This window comes from Pandoraea sp. ISTKB, assembly GCF_001721285.1.
In the GTDB taxonomy this organism is placed as follows: domain Bacteria; phylum Pseudomonadota; class Gammaproteobacteria; order Burkholderiales; family Burkholderiaceae; genus Pandoraea; species Pandoraea capi.
Genome location: NZ_MAOS01000063.1, coordinates 1 through 19,930, shown reverse-complemented (window position 1 = coordinate 19,930; position 19,930 = coordinate 1). Strand labels below are relative to the sequence as shown.

Annotated in this window: 19 protein-coding genes, 1 other RNA gene, 1 pseudogene and 1 riboswitch; of the genes and pseudogenes, 11 read left to right on the top strand and 10 right to left on the bottom strand. The window is 64.9% G+C overall.

Annotated features, from left to right (window positions below; translation table 11 throughout):
* Nucleotides 1-189 precede the first annotated feature (189 nt).
* The 3 genes and pseudogenes from A9762_RS22975 to panD all read left to right on the top strand — a co-directional run.
* Nucleotides 190-1,002: pseudogene (locus A9762_RS22975) on the top strand (ScpA family protein); the annotation flags it as partial.
* A 7-nt stretch (nucleotides 1,003-1,009) separates the two neighbouring features.
* Nucleotides 1,010-1,846, top strand: coding sequence for a pantoate--beta-alanine ligase (gene panC, locus A9762_RS22970; RefSeq protein ID WP_069344306.1), 837 nt, complete (start codon nucleotides 1,010-1,012; stop codon nucleotides 1,844-1,846).
* Nucleotides 1,847-1,986: 140 nt separating this feature from the next.
* Nucleotides 1,987-2,409, top strand: a complete 423-nt coding sequence (panD, locus tag A9762_RS22965; protein WP_069344315.1) for an aspartate 1-decarboxylase — start codon at nucleotides 1,987-1,989, stop codon at nucleotides 2,407-2,409.
* Nucleotides 2,410-2,585: 176 nt separating this feature from the next.
* Here the strand turns inward: panD and A9762_RS22960 are convergent, their stop codons facing one another.
* A complete protein-coding gene (locus A9762_RS22960; RefSeq protein WP_069344305.1) occupies nucleotides 2,586-3,209 on the bottom strand; it encodes a ParA family protein in 624 nt (207 codons plus the stop codon).
* A 113-nt stretch (nucleotides 3,210-3,322) separates the two neighbouring features.
* On the bottom strand, nucleotides 3,323-4,765 hold the full coding sequence (locus A9762_RS22955; protein WP_069344314.1) for a cobyric acid synthase: 1,443 nt from the start codon (nucleotides 4,763-4,765) through the stop codon (nucleotides 3,323-3,325).
* Between the two features lie 136 nt (nucleotides 4,766-4,901).
* On the opposite strand from A9762_RS22955, the gene cobU reads away from it, so the two are divergent.
* The 4 genes from cobU to A9762_RS22935 all read left to right on the top strand — a co-directional run bounded on the left by cobU (nucleotide 4,902) and on the right by A9762_RS22935 (nucleotide 8,195).
* Entirely contained in the window at nucleotides 4,902-5,468 is a 567-nt protein-coding gene (gene cobU, locus A9762_RS22950) for a bifunctional adenosylcobinamide kinase/adenosylcobinamide-phosphate guanylyltransferase (protein ID WP_069344304.1), read from the top strand.
* Between the two features lie 82 nt (nucleotides 5,469-5,550).
* Nucleotides 5,551-6,531: an adenosylcobinamide-phosphate synthase CbiB gene (gene cbiB, locus A9762_RS22945; RefSeq protein WP_069344303.1), complete on the top strand. Its 981-nt coding sequence runs from the start codon at nucleotides 5,551-5,553 to the stop codon at nucleotides 6,529-6,531.
* A gap of 5 nt (nucleotides 6,532-6,536) precedes the next feature.
* A complete protein-coding gene (cobD, locus tag A9762_RS22940; protein ID WP_083254212.1) occupies nucleotides 6,537-7,634 on the top strand; it encodes a threonine-phosphate decarboxylase CobD in 1,098 nt (365 codons plus the stop codon).
* Between the two features lie 333 nt (nucleotides 7,635-7,967).
* Nucleotides 7,968-8,195, top strand: a complete 228-nt coding sequence (locus tag A9762_RS22935) for a hypothetical protein (RefSeq protein ID WP_069344301.1) — start codon at nucleotides 7,968-7,970, stop codon at nucleotides 8,193-8,195.
* 176 nt (nucleotides 8,196-8,371) lie between these two features.
* On the opposite strand, the gene A9762_RS29005 is transcribed toward A9762_RS22935, so the two are convergent.
* Complete coding sequence (locus tag A9762_RS29005) at nucleotides 8,372-8,539, bottom strand: hypothetical protein (RefSeq protein ID WP_170836307.1); 168 nt, start codon at nucleotides 8,537-8,539, stop codon at nucleotides 8,372-8,374.
* Nucleotides 8,540-8,829: 290 nt separating this feature from the next.
* Here A9762_RS29005 and A9762_RS22930 point away from each other — a divergent pair, with 290 nt between their 5' ends.
* Nucleotides 8,830-9,792 carry a cobalamin-binding protein gene (locus A9762_RS22930; protein WP_083254211.1) on the top strand — a complete coding sequence of 321 codons (963 nt, stop codon included), beginning with the start codon at nucleotides 8,830-8,832 and terminating at the stop codon, nucleotides 9,790-9,792.
* A gap of 26 nt (nucleotides 9,793-9,818) precedes the next feature.
* On the opposite strand, the gene A9762_RS22925 is transcribed toward A9762_RS22930, so the two are convergent.
* The 6 genes from A9762_RS22925 to A9762_RS22900 all read right to left on the bottom strand — a co-directional run bounded on the left by A9762_RS22925 (nucleotide 9,819) and on the right by A9762_RS22900 (nucleotide 16,356).
* Entirely contained in the window at nucleotides 9,819-10,418 is a 600-nt protein-coding gene (locus tag A9762_RS22925; RefSeq protein WP_069344300.1) for a histidine phosphatase family protein, read from the bottom strand.
* On the bottom strand, nucleotides 10,409-11,275 hold the full coding sequence (locus A9762_RS22920; RefSeq protein WP_083254210.1) for an adenosylcobinamide-GDP ribazoletransferase: 867 nt from the start codon (nucleotides 11,273-11,275) through the stop codon (nucleotides 10,409-10,411). Before A9762_RS22920 ends, A9762_RS22925 begins: the two co-directional genes overlap by 10 nt.
* Entirely contained in the window at nucleotides 11,272-12,354 is a 1,083-nt protein-coding gene (gene cobT, locus A9762_RS22915; RefSeq protein ID WP_069344299.1) for a nicotinate-nucleotide--dimethylbenzimidazole phosphoribosyltransferase, read from the bottom strand. Before cobT ends, A9762_RS22920 begins: the two co-directional genes overlap by 4 nt.
* 139 nt (nucleotides 12,355-12,493) lie before the next feature.
* The gene (locus A9762_RS22910; RefSeq protein WP_240493681.1) at nucleotides 12,494-13,261 is read right to left on the bottom strand and encodes an ABC transporter ATP-binding protein; all 768 of its coding nucleotides are present in this window, start codon (nucleotides 13,259-13,261) and stop codon (nucleotides 12,494-12,496) included.
* A gap of 98 nt (nucleotides 13,262-13,359) precedes the next feature.
* Nucleotides 13,360-14,355 carry an iron ABC transporter permease gene (locus A9762_RS22905; protein ID WP_069344298.1) on the bottom strand — a complete coding sequence of 332 codons (996 nt, stop codon included), beginning with the start codon at nucleotides 14,353-14,355 and terminating at the stop codon, nucleotides 13,360-13,362.
* Nucleotides 14,356-14,409: 54 nt separating this feature from the next.
* On the bottom strand, nucleotides 14,410-16,356 hold the full coding sequence (locus A9762_RS22900) for a TonB-dependent siderophore receptor (protein WP_069344297.1): 1,947 nt from the start codon (nucleotides 16,354-16,356) through the stop codon (nucleotides 14,410-14,412).
* Between the two features lie 184 nt (nucleotides 16,357-16,540).
* A riboswitch (cobalamin riboswitch) is annotated at nucleotides 16,541-16,792 on the bottom strand.
* Nucleotides 16,793-16,881: 89 nt separating this feature from the next.
* Between A9762_RS22900 and A9762_RS22895 the strand changes: the two genes are divergently transcribed.
* The 3 genes from A9762_RS22895 (at nucleotide 16,882) to ssrS (ending at nucleotide 17,717) form a co-directional block, all read left to right on the top strand.
* Nucleotides 16,882-17,193: an ATPase gene (locus tag A9762_RS22895; RefSeq protein ID WP_069344296.1), complete on the top strand. Its 312-nt coding sequence runs from the start codon at nucleotides 16,882-16,884 to the stop codon at nucleotides 17,191-17,193.
* Nucleotides 17,190-17,501: a cell division protein ZapA gene (locus tag A9762_RS22890; protein ID WP_047907312.1), complete on the top strand. Its 312-nt coding sequence runs from the start codon at nucleotides 17,190-17,192 to the stop codon at nucleotides 17,499-17,501. Before A9762_RS22895 ends, A9762_RS22890 begins: the two co-directional genes overlap by 4 nt.
* Before the next feature lie 34 nt (nucleotides 17,502-17,535).
* Nucleotides 17,536-17,717: non-coding RNA, 6S RNA (ssrS, locus tag A9762_RS22885), on the top strand.
* Between the two features lie 163 nt (nucleotides 17,718-17,880).
* On the opposite strand, the gene A9762_RS22880 is transcribed toward ssrS, so the two are convergent.
* The gene (locus A9762_RS22880) at nucleotides 17,881-19,662 is read right to left on the bottom strand and encodes an acyl-CoA dehydrogenase (RefSeq protein ID WP_069344295.1); all 1,782 of its coding nucleotides are present in this window, start codon (nucleotides 19,660-19,662) and stop codon (nucleotides 17,881-17,883) included.
* Nucleotides 19,663-19,930: the final 268 nt, after the last annotated feature.

The window sequence follows — 19,930 nt, the reverse complement described above, 5'->3', positions numbered from 1 at the left end:
GTGCCGAACGTGCCGAACGTGACGGCGAACGCCGCGGACACTCCCGACGGCGCAACGCCATCGGCGCCACCGGAGCCTTCGTCCGGCGACGCCGAAGCGGCGGCCGAGTGTACGGGATCGGCAGCCTCGGGGGCATCGTCACGCCCCGCCGGTGCGGGCGGCAACGCCACGGAACTCCCGGCGCCGAACGAGGGGCAGGATTCGACGCCCGACACCGTCGATGGCGTCGCGCGAGCCCGCCTGTATGGCGAGCCGCTCTTTGCGCTACCGAACGACCTCTACATTCCGCCGGATGCCCTCGAAATCTTCCTCGAAGCTTTCGAAGGTCCGCTCGACTTGTTGTTGTATCTGATTCGCAAGCAGAACTTCAACGTGCTCGACATTCCGATGGCGCAAGTCACGAAGCAGTATCTGCTGTACGTCGAACAAATCCGCCGGACCAATCTGGAACTCGCGTCCGAGTATCTGCTCATGGCCGCGATGCTCATCGAGATCAAGTCGCGCATGCTGCTGCCGGTCAAGAAGGCCGACACCGGCGAGGAAGCCGAGGATCCGCGCGCCGAACTGGTGCGCCGTCTGCTCGAGTACGAGCAGATGAAGCTTGCCGCGCAGAAGCTCGACACGCTGCCGGTGCTGGGCCGTGACTTCCTGCGCTCGCAGGTCTACATCGAGCAGAGCCTTCAGCCGCGCTTTCCCGACGTCGACGCCGAAGATCTGCGCGCCGCGTGGGCCGAAGTGCTGCGTCGGGCCAAGCTCGTACAACATCACAAGATCTCCCGCGAAGAACTGTCCGTGCGCGAGCACATGAGCCAGATTCTGCGACGCCTGCAAGGCGCGCGTTTCATGGAGTTCACCGAGCTCTTCGACGTCACGCGTGGCGTGCCGGTCGTCGTGGTCAACTTCATCGCCATGCTCGAACTCACGCGCGAGTCGCTGCTGGAAATCACGCAGGCCGAACCGTTTGCGCCGATTTACGTTCGCCTGACTTACACCCCAAACTGAGCGCCCCATGAAAGTCATCCCCTCGATTCACGAACTGCGCGACCAGTTGCGCGGCCAGAATCGCGTCGCCTTCGTGCCCACGATGGGCAATCTGCACGAAGGTCACCTGTCGCTGATGCGCCTCGCGCGTCAGCACGGCGACCCGGTCGTCGCCAGCATTTTCGTGAATCGTCTGCAATTCGGGCCGAACGAGGACTTCGACAAGTACCCGCGCACGATGCTCGACGACATCGAAAAGCTCACGGGCGAGAACGTCTACGTGCTGTTCGCGCCGGACGAGAAGGAGATGTATCCGGAGCCGCAGGAATACCGTGTCGAGCCGCCGCACGATCTGGGCGACATTCTCGAAGGCGAGTTCCGTCCGGGCTTCTTCAAGGGCGTTTGTACGGTCGTCACCAAGTTGTTCTCCTGCGTGCAGCCGCGTGTGGCCGTGTTCGGCAAGAAGGATTACCAGCAACTGATGATCGTGCGCAGCATGTGCCGTCAGTTCGCGCTGCCCATCGAGATCATCGCGGCCGAGACGGTGCGCGCCGAAGACGGTCTCGCACTGTCCTCGCGCAATCGTTATCTGTCGGATGCCGAGCGCGCCGAAGCCCCGCAGTTGTACCGTCTGCTGGGCGAGATCCGCGACGCCGTGAACAGCGGCAAGACCGATTACGCAGCCCTCGAAGCCGCCGCCATGAAGACGCTCACTGAGCGCGGCTGGAAGCCGGACTACGTGTCGATTCGCCAACGGGCGAATCTGCGCGTACCCGCCCCCGGCGCAGCGCCGGCCGAAAGTCTGGTGGTGCTCGCCGCCGCCAAACTCGGGGCCACGCGTCTGATCGACAATCTCGAAATCTGAGCGCCGGGTGCGCCGCACGCGGTCGATGCACCGGTGCGGCACGCCTGAAGCGCCACGCTGCGCGCGTGTCGGCCGTCTGCCGATTGCGCACGCATTCTTTCTTCGCGCTGCGCGCGACACCGCAACACAAGAGGCACGCCATGTACCGCACCATGCTCAAGTCGAAGATCCACCGCGCCACCGTAACGCATTGCGAATTGCATTACGAAGGCTCGTGCGCGATCGACGAAAACCTGCTCGAAGCCTCGGGCCTTGTCGAAAATGAGCAGATCGACATCTTCAACGTCAATAACGGCGAGCGTTTCACGACCTATGCCATTCGCGGCGAGCGTGGCAGCGGCATGATCTCGCTCAACGGCGCCGCCGCGCGTCGTGCACAACTGGGTGACGTGGTCATCATCGTGTCGTACGCACAGGTCGAGGAAGCGGCCGTGCTGGCCGGCTTCAAGCCCAAGCTGGTGTTCGTCGACGAGAAGAACGTGCAGAAGGGCGAGCGCGATCACGTGCCGCTTCAGGCATGGGAAGAAACGCGCGCCTTCGAAGCGGCAAGCGCAGCGAAGTAATACAGCCGTAGTCCGTCGTCGCGGGACGGCGCGGCTACGCGAATGCGCGCGTCGTTAGCTTGCGCCGCAATGCAAAAGGGACCCATTCGGGTCCCTTTGCTATTTGATCGGCGCGCTTTGTGCGCCTTCATGTGCCTTCGTGCGTGATGTCGACGTCGTCCCGTACGTCCACTGCCTCACTTCGCTACGAACGCCGTGATCCCATCCCACTGCGGCAGATCGCGCTCGACGCGTCCCGGCGCTACATCCCATAGCGTGAGGCCATGCGCTGCGAGTTGCACGTAGTTCTGCGTGTTGCGCAGCATGCCGAGCACGGGCAGCCCGGCTTCCTCGCAGTAGCGCGAGAGTTGGTCGGCGGCGCGAGTACGCGCGTCCACGCGCATCCCGACGACACCGATGCGCACGTCGCCCTGACGCACCGCTTTTTCCTCGCCGAGCTTCTGGAGGAAATCGCGTGTCGCGAGAATATCGAAGATCGACGGCTGCAACGGCACCAGAATGTGGTCGGCAAGCTTCAGAATCGAGTCCAGACGCTTGCCATGCAGACCCGCCGGGGTATCGAGCACGGCGTGTGTCGTGCCCTTGGGCGGCCGGGCGACCTCGTTGTGATCGACGTCCCAGGTCGCGATCGGACGCAGCGCCGGCGGACGCAATCCCAGCCAGGCCCGCGACGACTGCTGACGGTCCGTATCGCCCAGCATGACGGCATGGCCCTGAGCCGCCAGATAGCCCGCCAGATTCGTCGCCAGCGTGCTCTTACCCACGCCACCCTTTGGATTCGCCACCACAATCACCGGCATTGCAGACTCCCCGAGGTCGATTTTCCGCACATCTTACAACGGCTGGATGACGGTCCGGATGCACGCGGGTCCGTGGGGATGATCTGGCAGACACCGGCCAACGCTCATCGAAGTCAGCGCAGGCACGCCCAGACACGCGGCAAGTCCAGATGCTCAGCGAACGAATCGGCCAGCCGATCGAGCGAGGCTTCGCGCAGCGCGTTGTAATCCTGCCGTTCGAGATCGCGCGCCCCCGCCCACGTCAGCAAGGCATGCAACGCTTCAGGCGTATCGAACAGGCCGTGCAGATAGGTCCCCATCACCTGATCGTCGGCCGAGCGCGCTCCGTCGGCGACGTCTCCGTCCAGCCAGACGGCCGGACGCGCAAGCGCCGCCCCGCGCGTCACGCCCATGTGAATCTCGTAGCCCTTCACCGGCGCGTCGCCTGCGGTCAGGCGTCCTGCCACGACACGCAACTGCTTGTGCGTCTCCATCGTGGTTTCGATCTCCAGCCACCCGAGCCCGGCCGTCGTCCCGGCGTCGCCCTCCAGACCCATCGGGTCGTGAATCGCCGCGCCCAGCATCTGAAGACCGCCGCAGATCCCCAACACCTTGCCGCCATAGCGCAGATGCCGTGCAATCGCCGGTTCCCAACCCTGCGCCCGCAGCCATGCCAGATCGGCCCGCGCGTGCTTGCTGCCGGGCAGGATCACCAGATCGCTCGCCGGCCACGCTTCGCCCGGCCCCACGTACCGGAAATCGACTTGCGGATGGGCCCGCAGCGCGTCGAAGTCCGTGTGATTGCTGATACGGGGCAGGACCGGCACGGCGACGCGCAGGCGCGTCTCGGCACCCGCCGTCGCGTGACGCTCGCGCGGCAGCATGTCCTCGCCGTCGAGATGCAGGCCGTGCAGATACGGCAGCACGCCCAGCACCGGAATGCCGGTCTTCTCCTCCAGCCATTCCAGACCGCTCGTGAGTAACGACGGATCGCCGCGAAACCGGTTGATGATGAAGCCTTTGATGCGCGCGCGTTCGCTATCCGACAGACACGCGAGCGTGCCGATCATCTGCGCGAAGACCCCGCCACGGTCGATGTCTGCGACGAGCAGCACCGGGGCGTCGACCGCCTCGGCAAAGCCCATGTTGGCGATGTCGCGCGAGCGCAGGTTCACTTCGGCAGGACTGCCCGCACCTTCGACGATGACCGCGTCATAACCCGTGCGCAGACGCTCGTAAGCCGCCAGCACCGCCGCCATCGCGCGCGGCTTGTACTCGTGATACGCCCGCGCATCGAGGTCGGCCATGACCTTGCCGCCGATGATGACCTGCGCGCCACGGTCGCTGCTCGGCTTGAGCAGCACGGGATTGAAGTCGGTATGCGGCGCGATGCCCGCGGCCTGCGCCTGGAGCGCCTGCGCGCGGCCGATCTCGCCGCCGTCGGCCGTCACGGCGCTGTTGAGCGCCATGTTCTGCGGCTTGAAGGGGGCCACGCGCACGGCTTCGCGATGCAGCAGACGGCACAGTCCGGCGACGACCGTGCTCTTGCCTGCGTCGGACGTCGTCCCCTGAATCATGAGGGTGCCGCGATAGCGGGGATGATCCGCATGATCCGCGTGGTCGGTGTGGGCGACACTGGCGGACGCTTCGAAATTGACAGGGATTTCACTCATGACGCGGATTATCGCACCGGGCGCTCGTACAATATCGCCCATGACCGATCTCGTTCCGACCTCCCCTGACCTGACCTTCGTATTGGGCGGCGCGCGCTCCGGAAAGAGTGCATTCGCCGAGGGGCTCGCCGCGCAGAGCGGCCTTCCCGTCACCTATCTCGCAACCGCCGCTGTGAGCGACGAGCCCGAAATGCGTGCACGCATCGCGCATCACCGGGCGAGCCGCCCCGCGCATTGGGAGACGGTGGAAGTCGGCCGCGATCTCGCCGGGGCGCTGCGCGATACTGTGCGCGAGGGGCATTGTGTACTCGTGGATTGCCTGCCGTTGTGGCTCGCCGGATGGCTATGCCCGCCGGACGATCATCCCGACGGCCCGGCAGACGATACTCAATGGCAGGGCGTGGTCGATACGCTGGCGGCGACACTCGTGTCGCTGCCGGGCAAGATCATCGTCGTCAGCAATGAAATCGGATTGGGCGTGATTCCGATGGGATCGGTCACGCGCCGCTACGTCGACGAACTCGGACGCCTCAACCAGCGTGTGGCCGCGCTGGCACCGCAAGTGCGTTTCGTGGTCGCCGGCCTGCCGATAGCGGTGAAGGGCTGAATGGGCAAGCATCGCAGCAAGCTTCGCCCGTCGGGGCAGAACACAAGAACAGCACGCAAAGACAGATAAAGGATAAGCGCCGATGCTCACCGGACTCGCTCCCGAATCGCTCTGGCTCGCCGCATTGATCGGTGTGCTGCTCGACGCCTGGCTTGGCGAGCCACGCCGCTGGCATCCGCTCGTCGGCTTCGGGTATGTGGCCAACGGTGTCGAGGCATGGCTCAACGATCCGGCCGTGCGCGACAAGCCGTTCAGTGCCATGACGCGCGGCGCATGGGCCTGGTCGATCATGCTGGCGGTCCCGGTACTGATCGCCTGGGCGCTGACGTTCCTGCCCGGCTGGGGCGGCATTCTCTGGCAGGCGCTCGCGTTGTACGCCGCACTCGGCGCGCGCAGCCTGCGCGAGCATGTCATGCCCATCGCACGCGCCCTGCGCGACGGCGACGTCACACGAGCCCGCGCACTGACGGCACGCATCGTCTCGCGCGATACGGAGGACGCGAGTGCGTCCGACCTCGCGCGCGCCACCGTGGAGTCGACGCTGGAAAACGGCAACGACGCCATCTTCGGTGCACTCTTCTGGTTCGCCATCGCCGGCGCACCGGGCGTGGTCCTCTTCCGTCTGGCCAATACGCTCGACGCGATGTGGGGCTATCGCACCGACAAGTTTCTGTATTTCGGCCGCCCTGCCGCGCGCATCGACGATGTCCTTAACTGGATTCCGGCACGGCTGACGGCAGCGAGTTATGCGATGTTCGGCGACCTCGCCCGTGCGATCGACTGCTGGCGCACGCAGGCCGGCGCCTGGTCCAGCCCCAACGCCGGCCCCGTGATGGCCGCGGGCGCAGGCAGCCTCAACGTCCAATTGGGCGGGCCGGCGCGGTACCACGGCGAGTGGGAATCGCGTCCCCCGCTGGGCTGCGGCATGGAGCCGTCTGCGCAACACATCAAGGCCGCCTGGCGGCTCATCTCCCGTTCCATGTGGATGTGGCTGATCGTCAGCGGTGCGCTCGCGCTGTTCGCTGCCTCACAGGCCGACGCCATGCCCACCACGCTGCTTTGACCCTAATGTCTGCTTCATCGGCTTCGGCTGCCTCGTCCGCTTCATCCACTTCCGTCGATTCGTCGGCGTCGTCCACGTGCTGCGTGCCGCGTCACGGCGGCAATCTCGGTGAGGCGATCCGTCAGTACGGCCGTGCGCGCGAAGACTGGCTCGACCTGTCGACCGGCATCAACCCCATCGGCTATCCCGTACCGATGCCGCCCGCGAGCGCATGGCGCGACCTGCCCGATGCATTCGACGAGTTACGCGATGTCGCCGCTCACTACTACGGCGTGCCCGTCGACACCGTCGTGCCCTGCGCCGGCTCGCAGGCCGTCATTCGCGCATTGCCCGAGCTGCTTCGCCCGGGACGTGTGGCCGTCGCCACGCTCACCTACAGCGAGTACGCCCCCGCCTTCGCACGCGCCGGGCATACGCTCGTGCCGTGGCTCGGCCCGGAGGCCGGCCTGCCCGACGTCGACTACCTCGTGTGGGTGAATCCGGACAATCCGACGACACGACACGTCGATCGCGAAACGCTCGCGCAATGGCGCGCGGCGCTGGCAGCGCGTGGCGGCATGTTGATCGTGGACGAAGCGTTTGCGGATGTCTCGCCTCACGCATCGATGACACCACACGTGGGTGCGGATGGCCTCGTCGTGCTGCGCTCCGTCGGCAAATTCTTCGGACTCGCAGGTATTCGCGCCGGGTTTGCCTTGTGCCCGCCATCGTTGTGCGTGTCGCTTACGACACGTCTCGGCGCATGGACCATCAGCGGACCGGCACGATTCGCAGTCCGCACGGCATTACGCGACACGGCGTGGCAAAACGCCGCACGCGAACGTTTGTTGCAAGACGGTGAACGACTGTTGTCGCTGCTGCACGCGCAGGGCTGGCCATCCGTCGGCACTCCGCTGTTTGCGTGGACACCTCACCCTTCGGCACCGCAATGGCATGAACGGCTCGCGCAGGAGGGGGTCTGGACGCGGTTGTTCGAGCCCCGTCTCATCAGCCGAACCGACGGAACCACGCAGCCGCTCCCGAGCCTGCGGCTGGGCTTGCCGTCGACGGAAGATGCTTGGCGGCGCTTGCAATCGGCACTGCACGTGGCAAGCGTTGCGTGACGATCGGTCAACACCCCGGCCAACACCCGCAGCGACTTTCGTTCACTGCCACCGATTTGTCCCGGATTCCGTCCCAAATGCGCTTTACGGGAACTGCCGGGGGCCGGTGCCATCCAATTTTCTCGTTATGCTTCAGAACGGGCGCACGCTGCCGGACGTCACTCGGCACTGACGCTCTGCCACCGCTTACGCGGTATTAATTGACGGGCGTTCCCGACGTTTTCGTTACAAATTGAAGCATTTCTGCAACAAATGCACACAGTCATCGCCGAAGGGCGCCGCTAGACTGAAGGTTCTTTCGCAAGGGCTTTCCCCAATTAAAAGGACGACCAAATGAAAAAACTGCCGCTGTTGCTCGCCACGCTTCTGACCGCCACCATCGTGACGGTGGGTTGCTCGAAGAAGGAAGATCAATCGGCCGCTCCGGCTGCCGACACGACTGCATCGGCCCCGGCCGCTGCGCCGGCAGATAACTCGGCACCGGCCAGCGATGCAGGTGCCGCAATGAGCGCGCCGGCATCGGACGCAGGTGCGGCTGCCCCGGCACCGGCATCGAACTAACGCAGCGTGACGGACACGCCGCTGCCAAGGACTCCGATCCTCCCGGCAGCGTGCGAGTCCGCCACGTGTCGCCGTAGTTACGCTCCAGTAACGTTCGACACGGCATAGCGCACGTAAAACACCGCGCCCCCTGAACTCTCACGAGTCAGGGGGCGCGGTCATATGGGCATGGCGACTCACTTCACGATCGTCACGCCGCCGTCGATGACGCCGTAGGCCTCGACCTTGCCGGTGCCGCTCGCGCGCGATGCCGATCCCGCCCCGCCGTCAGGTGCCGCACAGGCACCCAGCATCGTCACGACGAACAGCGCCAGCGCGCTCACAATTCCGATATTTCGCTTCACAACGTCACTCCTTGAATCCAGCACGTTTCGCGTGCGTTGGCTATCGACGCCTTCCAGCACGTCATACGACTTTCCGTCACACATCGTTCGACCGACCTTGCGTGACATCGGTTCGCCGGTTTCCCCCGCTCACCCTGTCCCTTCGGTCGCTTGCCCCGACGTCATAACCCACCGAGAATGGCGGACGCGTGGCGAAAATGATCTCACGTTGTGAATCTTCCCGAATATCCAACGTCATCTTCGGGATCTCGCCAACCCTTACCTCTCATCTCGATGTGACCGCTCCGGCCATGTTCCAACGCTATCGCCCATCGCACCGCCTGGTGCAACGTCATCGTCTGGCCCATGCCCTGGTCGCGGGATGCCTCGTCGTCGCCTCGTCCCTGAGCGCCTCGCCGGGGTACGCCGCCGTCTCCGTGAAAGACGATACCGGCGCGACGGTCACGCTCCCGGCGCCCGCACGGCGCGTGGTGAGTCTGGCACCGCACGCGACGGAATTGCTCTTCGCCGCCGGGGCCGGCGACAAGGTCGTGGGCGTGGTGAAGTACTCCGATTATCCGGAAGCGGCGCAGCGCCTGCCACGCGTCGGGGACAACGGCGCGCTCGATCTCGAACGCATTCTTGCGCTCAAGCCCGACCTGCTCGTCGTGTGGATGCACGGCAATTCGCAGCGGCAGGTCGAAGCGTTACGTCAGTTGAAGCTGCCGGTGTTTTATTCGGAGCCGAAGCATCTGAGCGACTTGCCTGCCGCCATCGAAACGCTCGGCACGCTGATGGGAACGCCAGCGAAAGCGCAGGCATCCGCCGACGCGTTTCGTGCCCGTTACGAAGCACTGCGCAAGCAATACGCGTCGCGCTCGCCCGTGTCGGTGTTCTATCAGGTGTGGACGCAACCGCTCATGACGCTCAACGGCACGCATATGGTGAGCGACGTGATCCGCCTGTGCGGTGGAGTGAACGTCTTCGCCGACGAAGCGCCGCTGGTGCCGCGCGTCTCCGTCGAAGCGGTGCTCGCGAAGGCCCCCGAAGCGATGTTCACGGCCACGCAGGGTGCAACGAAATCGGACAAGCCGTTGGCGACGCTCGACAGTTGGCGCAAGTGGCCGCAACTGCCGGCGGTGGCGCGCGACAACCTGTTCGGCATCGACGGCGATCTCATCAATCGCCCCAGCCCGCGCATTCTCGACGGCGCCACCACGATGTGCGAAGACCTCGATCTGGCGCGCTCGCGTCGTCCATCAACCGGAAAGTGAGTGGCAGTGAGGGCATCCCGCCCCCGTCAGGCGTTCCAGCGAATCAGGCGTGCTTGCCCGTCGTCGGCGATATGGAGGTGGCAGAGATGTCCGAAATCCAACGTCCACGACAGGCATGCGGCGGTTGGCAGACGCAGCGTGGTTGCCGTATGCAGACGAATCGGACCGGCATGACCAACGACGACATGCACTTCGTCCTTGCCCGTGGCTTGTGCGCGCAATGCTCGCGCCCACGCGTCCATGCGACGCACGACGTCGCGCGCACATTCGCCGCCCGGTGGCGCATAGCCGCAGACGTCTGCCGCCCACGCATCGAGTGCCTTGCGATCGATGTCGTCCCACCGGCGCATCTCCCACGCCCCGAAATCCATTTCGGCGAGCCGTTCGTCCACCGCCAAGTGAAGGCCGAGTTGCCCCGCCATCCACTGCGCCGCATGTCGCGCACGGTAGAGTGGGCTGCTGTGAATCGAGGTTACGCGGCGGCCGTCGAGCGTATTGCCAAGGCGCCTCAGCATCGTGTTAGTCGCAAACGGCAGCATCGTGTCGACGGGCGGAACATCCGTGCTGCCGTAGCAGACATCGGGCGCGACGTCCGGCGGCGGGTGCCGCATCAATATCAGATCCATGTGCACACCGTGAGATACAACGCGAGTTCGCCGAGTTGCTGGGCGAAACCGAGCGTGTCGCCGGTATAGCCGCCGAGACGCCGACGCAGATAGCGAATGAACCCGGCACGCAACACGACGAGCACCAACGCGCCCGTCACCCCCGCCCGCCAGTCCGGCCACACCCACCACGGCGCACTGCACGCCACGCCAAACATCAACCCGCCCACGCTCAGCCGCTGTGCCACCGGTTTGGCCTTGCCTTCCGGACGCACGTAATCGAGCACGCGCAGCAAGCTGATCGCCATGCTGCGACTCGCGGCATGCGCCCCGATCAGCACGACGGCAAAACCACTCCACCCCACCGACGCCTGAATGTCGACAAGCGCCTGCCACTTGACGGCCAGCGCCAGCCACAACGCGACAGCTCCATACGTGCCGATACGCGAGTCGTGCATGATCGCCAGCACGCGTTCGCGCTCGAATGCCCCGCCAAACGCATCGACCGAATCGGCAAGGCCGTCTTCATGAAAAGCGCCGGTGAGCAGCACGCTCACGCCGAGCCCCAGCGCGATGGCGAGATGCGGCGACCACAGGTGCCCCATCGCCACCGTCAGCAAGGCTACGCACGCGCCGACGAACACCCCGACGAGCGGGAAGTATCGCGTCGCCGCGTTCAATTGTTCGGGGGAATAGCCGACCCATGACGGAATCGGCACGCGTGTGAAGAATCCGAGTGCCGTCAGGAACAGCCGCCACTGTCCCCGGCATCCTCCGAACGACGCCGTCGGGTAAGGCGGCGCGACGAGTTCGCGCGAGCCGTTGCCGTTGTCCGCGTCATCGTTGCGCTGAGAAGGATCGGGGACGGACGCCGTCATGCGCTGGCCGCCTCGCGATCGCTCACGCCTGCGCCTTCAAATGTCGCCATCTCGCGCAGGAAGGCGGCCGCCGCCTGAATCAGCGGCATCGCGAGCGCCGCCCCCGTGCCCTCGCCGAGACGCAAGCCCAGTTGCAGCAATGGCTCGGCACCGAGCGTGTCGAGCATTGCCCGATGGCCGGTTTCGTCGGACGCGTGCGCGAACACGCAGTAGTCGAGCACGGCAGGCGACACGCGCGACGCGACCAGCAGGGCCGCCGTACTGATGAAGCCATCCACCACGATCACGAGACCGAGTTTCGCCGCGGCGAGATACGCGCCCGTCATCATCGCGATCTCGAAGCCACCGAAGGTCGCGAGCGTGTCCAGTGGGTCGGGGTTGTCGCCCGCGACCGGATGGGCCGCCAGCGCGCGCTCCAGAATGGCCGTCTTGCGGGCGAGCCCAGCATCGTCGACACCCGTGCCACGGCCGACGCACGCCGCGAGCGGTAATCCCGTCAGGCGCTGCATCAAACAGGCGGCTGCCGACGTGTTGCCGATCCCCATCTCACCGAAGCCGATCATGCGGGTGCCGCGCGAGGCATGCGTCACCACGCGCGCCGCCCCGGCGGTGAGTGCGGCTTCCAGTTGCTCGCGCGTCATCGCAGGCGCTTCGAGGAAGTTCCGGGTGCCGGGCGCCACAGGAATGTCGACGAGCGATGCGTGCGACGGGAAGTCCGCCGCCACGCCCGCGTTGATGACTTCCATTTCGATGCCATTGGCGCGGCAAAAGACGTTGATCGCGGCACCGCCACGCAGGAAGTTGAGCACCATCTGCGCCGTGACGGCCTGCGGATACGGGCTCACGCCAGCCGCCACAATCCCGTGATCGCCCGCGAACACGAGCATGGCGGGACGCGTCAACTCCGGCGTCGCGCTCTGCTGAATGCGACCGATACGGTGCGCCACCCGTTCGAGGACGCCGAGGCTGCCGGGCGGCTTCGTCTTGATGTCGATGGCGTGTTGCAACGAGGCGTCCATCGCGGCCGAGGGCGAGGCGATGTCGAAGAGTTCGGCGAGCAGCGGGCTGAAAGCGGTCATGCGCAGACGTCCTGAAACGGTAATACGGGAGTGACAATAGCGCGCGGCACCGCGTACGGCCCCACGCGCGGATGTGAGTGTACGCCGGCTCGTGTTCCCATCGCGAATCCCCTTCGGCGCGGCGTCACGAGCACGGTCATCAGCGTCGCACGGGCACGAGCGCTTCGTCGTCGCCGTCGCGAATCAGACGCAACGGATAACCGAACGCGTCGCTGCACGACTCGGCCGACAGTACTTCGCGCACCGGCCCGGCGCGCCAGCCGCCACGACCGTCGAGCAGCAGTCCGTGCGTGGCGAAGCGTCGCGCCAGATTGAGATCGTGGCACGAGAAGATGACGGCCGCGCCCTTGCGCTCGGCGTGCGCCGCGAGCAATTCGAGCGCGTCGATCTGATGATGCAGATCGAGGTGCGACACCGGTTCGTCGAGCAACAACAACGGCGTGGCCTGCGCGATCACCGCCGCGAGCGACACGCGCTGGCGCTCGCCGCCCGAGAGCGTCGTGACGTCGCGCGAGGCAAAGTCTTCAAGGCCGACCTGCGCGAGGGCGGCGCTGGCGATGGCGACATCGTCATCGGACTCCCATGCCCCCCAACGTCCCGGCGCGAGATACGGGTGTCGACCCGCCAGCACGACTTCGAGCGCGGTCGCCGCGAACGCGTCGCGTATCTGTTGCGGCATCAGTGCCCTCACCCGTGCCAGCGGTTCGGGACGCCACTCTGCCAGCATCTTGCCGCCGATCGCGACACGTCCGCTTGCGGTAATCGCCGCATCGCGGGCCGACGACTCCGCGATGGGACGAAGACCCGCGAGCGTGTCGAGCAACGTCGTCTTGCCCGCGCCGTTCGGCCCGGCGAGACACCAGCATTCGCCCGGCGCCACCTCGAGATCCAGCCAGTCGACGAGCATGCGCTCACCAGCGCGCAACGTCAGCGCATGGGTTTGCAGCAGCGGCTCGCGGGTCGATGCCGTGCTCGGCAAAGACGTCGAAAGATTCCCCGGCGAACTCATCGGATCACCCTCCGGGACAGCAGCCACAGGAAGACGGGCACGCCGATCATCGCGGTGATCACACCGACCGGCAATTGCGTCGGCGCGATCACGGTGCGTGCGACCAGATCCGCGAGCATCAGCAACGCACCGCCGCCGAGGGCCGCCGCCGGCAGCAGCATGCGCTGATCGTTGCCGAAACGCAGGCGCAGGATATGCGGCACGACGAGACCAACGAAGCCGATGCTGCCCGCCGTGGTCACGGCAACGGCGGTGGCGAGCGACGCCGCCAGATAGATCCGCGCGCGCAGCGGGCCGACGGCCACACCCACGGCCTGCGCGACGGCTTCGCCACGCAGCAGCACATTCAGACGATGCGCGACCGGGCACACGATGAGCAGCGTCACGGCGAGTGTCGACAGGGGCAGCGAAGCGCGGTCGACACCGTTCAGGTCGCCCGTCAGCCAGAACAGCATGCCCCGCAGGCTGGCATCGGGCGCGAGCGTGAGAATCAGTGTGGCGATGGCGCCGAAGCCGGCCGCCATCATCACGCCGGTGAGCAGCAGTTTGGTACTGCTGTCCCGATCGCCCGGACGCAGGAAGCTACGGTGCGACAAGCCCATCACGATGACAATGGCCGCCAGCGCCCCCGCGAAGGCGCTCGTCTGTACCCAGAAAAACGGCAGCGTGAGCGCCAGCGCGGCCAACGCGGCCACACCTGCGCCGCCGGAGATGCCCAGCACGTACGGATCGGCCAGCGGGTTGCGCAATAACGTTTGCATGAGGGTACCGGCGACGGCGAGCAGGCCGCCGCAGGCGAACGCGGCCAGCGAGCGCGGCAGGCGCAGACGCCAGATCACGTCGCCCGCGAGGCCCACATCATGCCCCAGCACCAGCGCACCGATCTCGCGCAACGAAACCGGCACGCTCCCGAGCATGAGCGACGCGACGAGCACGGCCAGCGCAATGCCGGCCAGCCCCGCCCAGATCGTGAGGGCGCGACGCAGCGTCATGCGTCAGCGCGTCCCGCCGGGACGCCGTCGGATGCGCGACCGGTCATGCGTAGGTCAGAACTGCTTCCAGCCGAGCGAGACGTAAATCGCGCGCCCGAGGGTGTTGTAGCCATAGACCGTCTGGTAGTTCTTGTTGAAGACGTTGTCCAGATGCGCCGAAACGTACCAGGATTTGTCGATGTTGTAGCGCGCCTGAAGATTCACGAGCGTGTAGGCACCAAGATGCTGGCCCCCCGTATCGTAACGCTCGCCGCTGTAGAAGACATCGCCGCCGACGCTGAATTTGCTGAAAAGCGTCTGCGTCACGCCGAACGAGCCATACTGCTTCGCTCGACGTGCGAGGACCTTGTCGGCGTCCAGATCGGTCGGGTTCTGACGCGTGAACGACGCCCGCACGTCCGTGCCCGTCCACTGAATCTTGCCCTGATACGTCAATTCGAGCCCTTCCACGCGCGCCTTCGCCACATTCGCCGCCGTGTACGGGAACACGTTCAGCGACTGAATCAGGTTCGTGTAGTTGGTGCGGAACAGCGCGAGCTTGGCCAGACCGAAACGCTCGTCGAAGAACTGCACGGCGACTTCCTTCGAAATCGAGCGCTCCGGTTGCAGGTTCGGATTGCCGAAGCCGGGATAGAACAGCTCGTTGAAGGTCGGCGCGCGGAACCCGTCGGACGCGTTGGCCATCAGCTTCCACTGGTCGGTCAACCGGTAGCCGTAGCCGACCCAGTAGCTGTTCGCGCCACCGAAGTCCGAATACATGTCGCGCCGCACGGTCGCCTGCACCTCGTGCTTCTGCGCGATCACGCCCTCGTAACCGACGTAGAACGAATCGAGATGGCGATTGTTACGGTCGTAGGTCGTGTTGCTGTCGACCGTCTGCTCCAGCCGCGAGTATCCGGCGATGAGCTTCTGATCCGGCAGGAAGACGTATTCGTTGGCCCAGTCGATTTGATTGCTCGACGTGTGGAAATTGCCGTTCCCTTTGCCGTTCAGATAGTTGTAGCTGTAATCGTCGCCCTGCGTGACGGTGAAGCGCGTGCTCCACTTGTCGGTGACGTTGCCCTTCGCGTAGGCCGAGACCTGACGCACGCGGGCGTCGACATCGTTCAGGTCCGTCGGCTTGCCGAATGCGCTGTCGTAGCTGCTGCTGCCGTCGCTCTGAAACAGACGGGCGCCGACTTCCCACGTATCGCCGAGCTTGCGCGAGAGCGTGGCCGTCACGCTCGTGTTGTCGTCGCCGTTGCGGTTCGGATTGGCCTTGGGCGCGAAACGCGGGTCCTGTGCCGAGATGCCATTCGTGTGAAAGCGCGAGACGTCGAGCGAGAAGCGCGTCTTGCCGTCATCGAACGACCCGGCGATACCGGCATTGGCCTGCGTGGTGTTGTTCGTCCCGTAGCCGACTTCGGCGTGGGCCTTCGGCGGTCCGCCGTCGCCCTTGCGCGTGAAGATCTGAATCACGCCACCCACGGCTTGCGAGCCGTACAGCGCCGAGACGTTGCCGCGCACGATTTCGATGTGATCGATCTGCGACACCGGAATCTGCGCGATGTTGGTCGTACCGGTCGTGGCGGAGTTGACAGGCACGCCGTCGATGAGCACGAGCGATGAATTCGACGCAGCGCCGCGCATGAAGAGGCTCGCGGAAGTGCCGAAGCCTCCGTTCTGCACGATCTCGACACCGGCCTGACCGCGAAGCAACGATGGCAGGTCCTGCGCCTGACTGGCTTCGATCTGCGCGCGCGTGATGACCGACGTGGACGCCAGCGTATCCGCGAGCTTCTGCTCCGTGCGCGAGGCCGTCACCACGGTCGTGTTGAGCGTGGCATCGGTCGATTGCGCCTGTGCGGCGGCACTGACGGCCAGAAAGGCGGCGGCCAGCGCGACACGATGAGGCGAGAAGATCGAGGCAGCACGCATGTGAGCGAGCGGGCTGGCGGGTGGTATGAAGCGCGAAGCAAAGGCAGGCGCGTGCAGCGCCATTGCGCGAACGTGGGAGCGCATGGTGTGGTGTGACTTCCGTAGTTTTCTTGTTGCCTTGACCCGTTCCCCCGCAGGTCGCCGACGAAAGGGGCGCATCGGGAGTGCCGGTGACACGTCGGCATGCGAACACATACGAATACGACGGGCGGCATCGGCACTTGAAAACGACAACATGCCACCAGCGGCTTGCGCCGGGCGGCATGATGGAATCCCCACTCACTTGGGCCGGTATCCGGGCTGGTCATCGTCGCGCCTGACCGGCCTTCCCGCATGCAGATGGCACACAGTGGCGATAGAGGCGAAGCGCGTTTTCGGAAACCTTTCGGGTCGAAAGAATGACTTACCGTTGCGGGGGCAGCACAGGTTAGCCAGCCCGTGTAGGGACGCGGCTCCCTGTTTCCCGTTTAACTGCGCATGCCGGGGGGCGTGCGCGAGCACCGAAGTGCCGCAAGTGTAGGGGCCAATCGAACGAGCGTCAATGCTCGTTCGTCGGGCATTGGCCGCCGATTCCGTTAGAATGTAGGGCAATCAAGAGGACGCAGCCCGATGCTCACCGATCTCGACAATCTCACCGATAAAATGGAACAGTTGGTTGTGATCAGCCAACGTTTTCACCAACACAATCAAGCGCTGCTCGCGGAACTCGACCGTGCGCGCGCCGAATGCGACGAAACCCGCGCCGCCATCGAGCAATTGCGCGCCGAACGCGACGCCTTGCGTCTGCAACGCGATCAGCTTGCCGCCAAGATCGACGAAGCGCAGGTTCGCCTGAACGCGATCCTCGAAAAGCTTCCCACGCAAAACCCCGCTGAGGGTCAGATGGATCTGCTCGGCACCCCCGGTGGAGAAAACGCATGACGATCAAGCAGCTCGAAGTTCATATTCTTGAACAGTCGTACCGCCTCGCCTGCCCGCCCGAACACGAAGCCGACCTGCTCGCCTCCGTCTCGCGCGTGGATGCCGAAATGAGCAAGGTCCGCGCGCAAAGCAGCGTGCGCGGCACCGACCGCATTGCCGTCATGGCAGCGTTGAGCCTGGCATCCGAATTGCTTGCGTTGGAAAAAAGCATTGCTGCTGGACAAGCATTCCCTGCCGAAGAAATTCAGCGTAGAATGCAAGCCATGGACGAACGACTGAGTGCCGTCATCGATCAGTATCAAAGCTGAAAGACATCGGTAACTGTCTGGTCCGAAAGGTTAGTTTTCCCTGCCTGGTTCGCGAAAGTCATAGATTCCTTGAACCAATGATCTGTTGCAGGTTGCGGAAGTTTGTAGTGCTGGCGTGAGCGTCACTCTGTCTGATGAACCCAAAGCGCTACTAACCGCGACCACCTTGAACCTCACGGTTCAGGATGCCGGCTTAGCGGCTGAGGCGGGGACCCAATGTACGGCACTGCGTGATGACATTCACGCAGTGCCGTTTTTTTTCGTCCGGCGGTTTTGTTCTGGTTTGATGCTTGCCTCGGACCGATAGCGGGTATCGGCGCTGACGTACCGCACAAAAAAAGCGACCCGCAGGTCGCTTTTTTCATTTGCCGTCAGGCGATCAGAACTGCGCTTCGTTCAGCGACAGCGCCGAGTCGGCACCCTCGGTGATCGACTGCGCAAGGCCCGGGGCCTGCGTGAGGATGTGATCCGCGAAGAAACGTGCGGTACCGATCTTGGCGTCGTAGAACGACGAATCGGTATCGCGCAGTTTCTGCGCCGCCAACAGCGCACGCCCCATCTGCCAGCCGCCGAGCACAACGCCCGCGAGCTTCAGATACGGCACGCTGCCGGCGAACACCGCATTGGCGTTGTCCTGCGTATTCGCCAGCACGTAGTCCACCACGATGGCCAGCGCTTCGCGTCCCTTGGCAAGACGCTCGGCCACCGGCGCGGCCACACCACCCGCCGCGCGCAGTTCGTTCTCCGTCGTCTCGATCTGCTCGCACAGTGCGCGAGCCACAGCGCCACGATCGCGCAGCGTCTTGCGACCGATCAGATCGTTCGCCTGAATCGCCGTCGTGCCTTCATAGATCGGCAGAATACGCGCGTCGCGATAGTACTGAGCAGCGCCCGTCTCTTCGATGAAGCCCATACCACCATGCACTTGCACGCCGAGGCTCGTCACCTCCAGCGACATCTCCGTGCTCCAGCCCTTCACGATCGGCACGAGGAATTCGTAGACGGCCTGCGCGCGCTTGCCTGCCTCGGCATCGGCCGCGTGATGTGCGATGTCGGCCTGACCGGCCGCCACGTACGCGAGTGCGCGCGCGCCTTCCGTCAGGGCACGCATCGTCATGAGCATGCGCTTGACGTCCGGGTGATGAATGATCGACACCGCGTCGCGCGACGAGCCATCCACCGGACGGCTTTGCAGCCGGTCACGCGCATACGCCACGGCATGCTGATACGAACGCTCGGCGACGGCCACGCCTTGCATGCCGACCGCGAAACGCGCCGCGTTCATCATGATGAACATGTATTCGAGGCCGCGATTCTCTTCGCCGACGAGATACCCCGTCGCGCCACCGTTGTCACCGAATTGCAGCACCGCCGTGGGGCTCGCCTTGATGCCGAGCTTGTGTTCGATGGACACGCAGTGCACATCGTTGCGCGCCCCGAGCTTGCCCTCGGCGTCGACGTTGAACTTCGGCACGATGAACAGCGAAATGCCCTTGACGCCCGGAGGCGCATCGGGTGTGCGGGCGAGCACGAGGTGAACGATGTTCTCCGCCATGTCGTGTTCGCCGAACGTGATGAAGATCTTCGTGCCGAAAATGCGATAGGTGCCGTCGGCCTCGCGCTCCGCACGGGTGCGCACCATCGCGAGATCCGAGCCGGCCTGCGGCTCCGTGAGGTTCATCGTGCCGGTCCACTCGCCCGAGAGCAGCTTGGGGACGTAGAGTGCACGTTGGGCGTCGGTGCCTGCGGTGAGCAGCGCTTCGACGGCGCCGTCGGTGAGCAGCGGACACAGCGCGAACGACAGGTTCGCCGCGTTGAGCATTTCCGTGCAGGGCGTAGCGACGAGTTTGGGCAAGCCCTGCCCGCCGAACTCCTGCGGGTGCAGCACGCCCTGCCATCCCGCTTCGGAAAACTGGCGGAACGCTTCCTTGAATCCCGGCGTGGTGGTGACCACACCGTCCTTCCACGTACTCGGTTGCTGATCGCCGATGACGTTCAGCGGTGCGAGCACTTCCTGATTGAAGCGGGCCGCTTCTTCGAGCACGGCCTGTGCGACGTCGGGCGAGGCATCCTCATAACCCGGCAACGCAGCGATGCGCGTCAGGTCCGCGAGTTCGTTCATGACGAACTGCATGTCCTTGATCGGGGCCTGATAACTCATGTCGTTCCTCCTGGGGATTTCGATTGCCTTCGGATGGTGGCGAATGCCAGATGCTTATTTTTTTATTTTTGCTGTTCGACCGATTCGGATGAAGACGCTCGCGACTTTCACGACGTCTGGCCACATCCCCATACGAATCGACGGAAACAAGCTGCGGGCACGAGGCCCGCAGCCGTACTGCTTTACAACGATGTCGTGCTAACCCGCGAAGCGCTTACAGCGCGCCCGTGAGTTCCGGCACGACGGTGAACAGATCGCCCACCAGACC

Coding starts and splice junctions, on each gene's coding strand:
- A9762_RS22905 (WP_069344298.1), bottom strand. CDS start 14,355: ATGACGCTGCGTCGCGCCCTCACGATCTGGGCGGGGCTGGCCGGCATT.
- A9762_RS22930 (WP_083254211.1), top strand. CDS start 8,830: ATGTTCCAACGCTATCGCCCATCGCACCGCCTGGTGCAACGTCATCGT.
- A9762_RS22955 (WP_069344314.1), bottom strand. CDS start 4,765: ATGATTCAGGGGACGACGTCCGACGCAGGCAAGAGCACGGTCGTCGCC.
- A9762_RS22890 (WP_047907312.1), top strand. CDS start 17,190: ATGACGATCAAGCAGCTCGAAGTTCATATTCTTGAACAGTCGTACCGC.
- A9762_RS22925 (WP_069344300.1), bottom strand. CDS start 10,418: ATGGATCTGATATTGATGCGGCACCCGCCGCCGGACGTCGCGCCCGAT.
- cbiB (WP_069344303.1), top strand. CDS start 5,551: ATGCTCACCGGACTCGCTCCCGAATCGCTCTGGCTCGCCGCATTGATC.
- A9762_RS22910 (WP_240493681.1), bottom strand. CDS start 13,261: ATGCTCGTCGACTGGCTGGATCTCGAGGTGGCGCCGGGCGAATGCTGG.
- A9762_RS22920 (WP_083254210.1), bottom strand. CDS start 11,275: ATGACGGCGTCCGTCCCCGATCCTTCTCAGCGCAACGATGACGCGGAC.
- panD (WP_069344315.1), top strand. CDS start 1,987: ATGTACCGCACCATGCTCAAGTCGAAGATCCACCGCGCCACCGTAACG.
- panC (WP_069344306.1), top strand. CDS start 1,010: ATGAAAGTCATCCCCTCGATTCACGAACTGCGCGACCAGTTGCGCGGC.
- A9762_RS22960 (WP_069344305.1), bottom strand. CDS start 3,209: ATGCCGGTGATTGTGGTGGCGAATCCAAAGGGTGGCGTGGGTAAGAGC.
- cobD (WP_083254212.1), top strand. CDS start 6,537: ATGTCTGCTTCATCGGCTTCGGCTGCCTCGTCCGCTTCATCCACTTCC.
- A9762_RS22900 (WP_069344297.1), bottom strand. CDS start 16,356: ATGCGCTCCCACGTTCGCGCAATGGCGCTGCACGCGCCTGCCTTTGCT.
- cobT (WP_069344299.1), bottom strand. CDS start 12,354: ATGACCGCTTTCAGCCCGCTGCTCGCCGAACTCTTCGACATCGCCTCG.
- A9762_RS22880 (WP_069344295.1), bottom strand. CDS start 19,662: ATGAGTTATCAGGCCCCGATCAAGGACATGCAGTTCGTCATGAACGAA.
- A9762_RS22895 (WP_069344296.1), top strand. CDS start 16,882: ATGCTCACCGATCTCGACAATCTCACCGATAAAATGGAACAGTTGGTT.
- A9762_RS22935 (WP_069344301.1), top strand. CDS start 7,968: ATGAAAAAACTGCCGCTGTTGCTCGCCACGCTTCTGACCGCCACCATC.
- cobU (WP_069344304.1), top strand. CDS start 4,902: ATGACCGATCTCGTTCCGACCTCCCCTGACCTGACCTTCGTATTGGGC.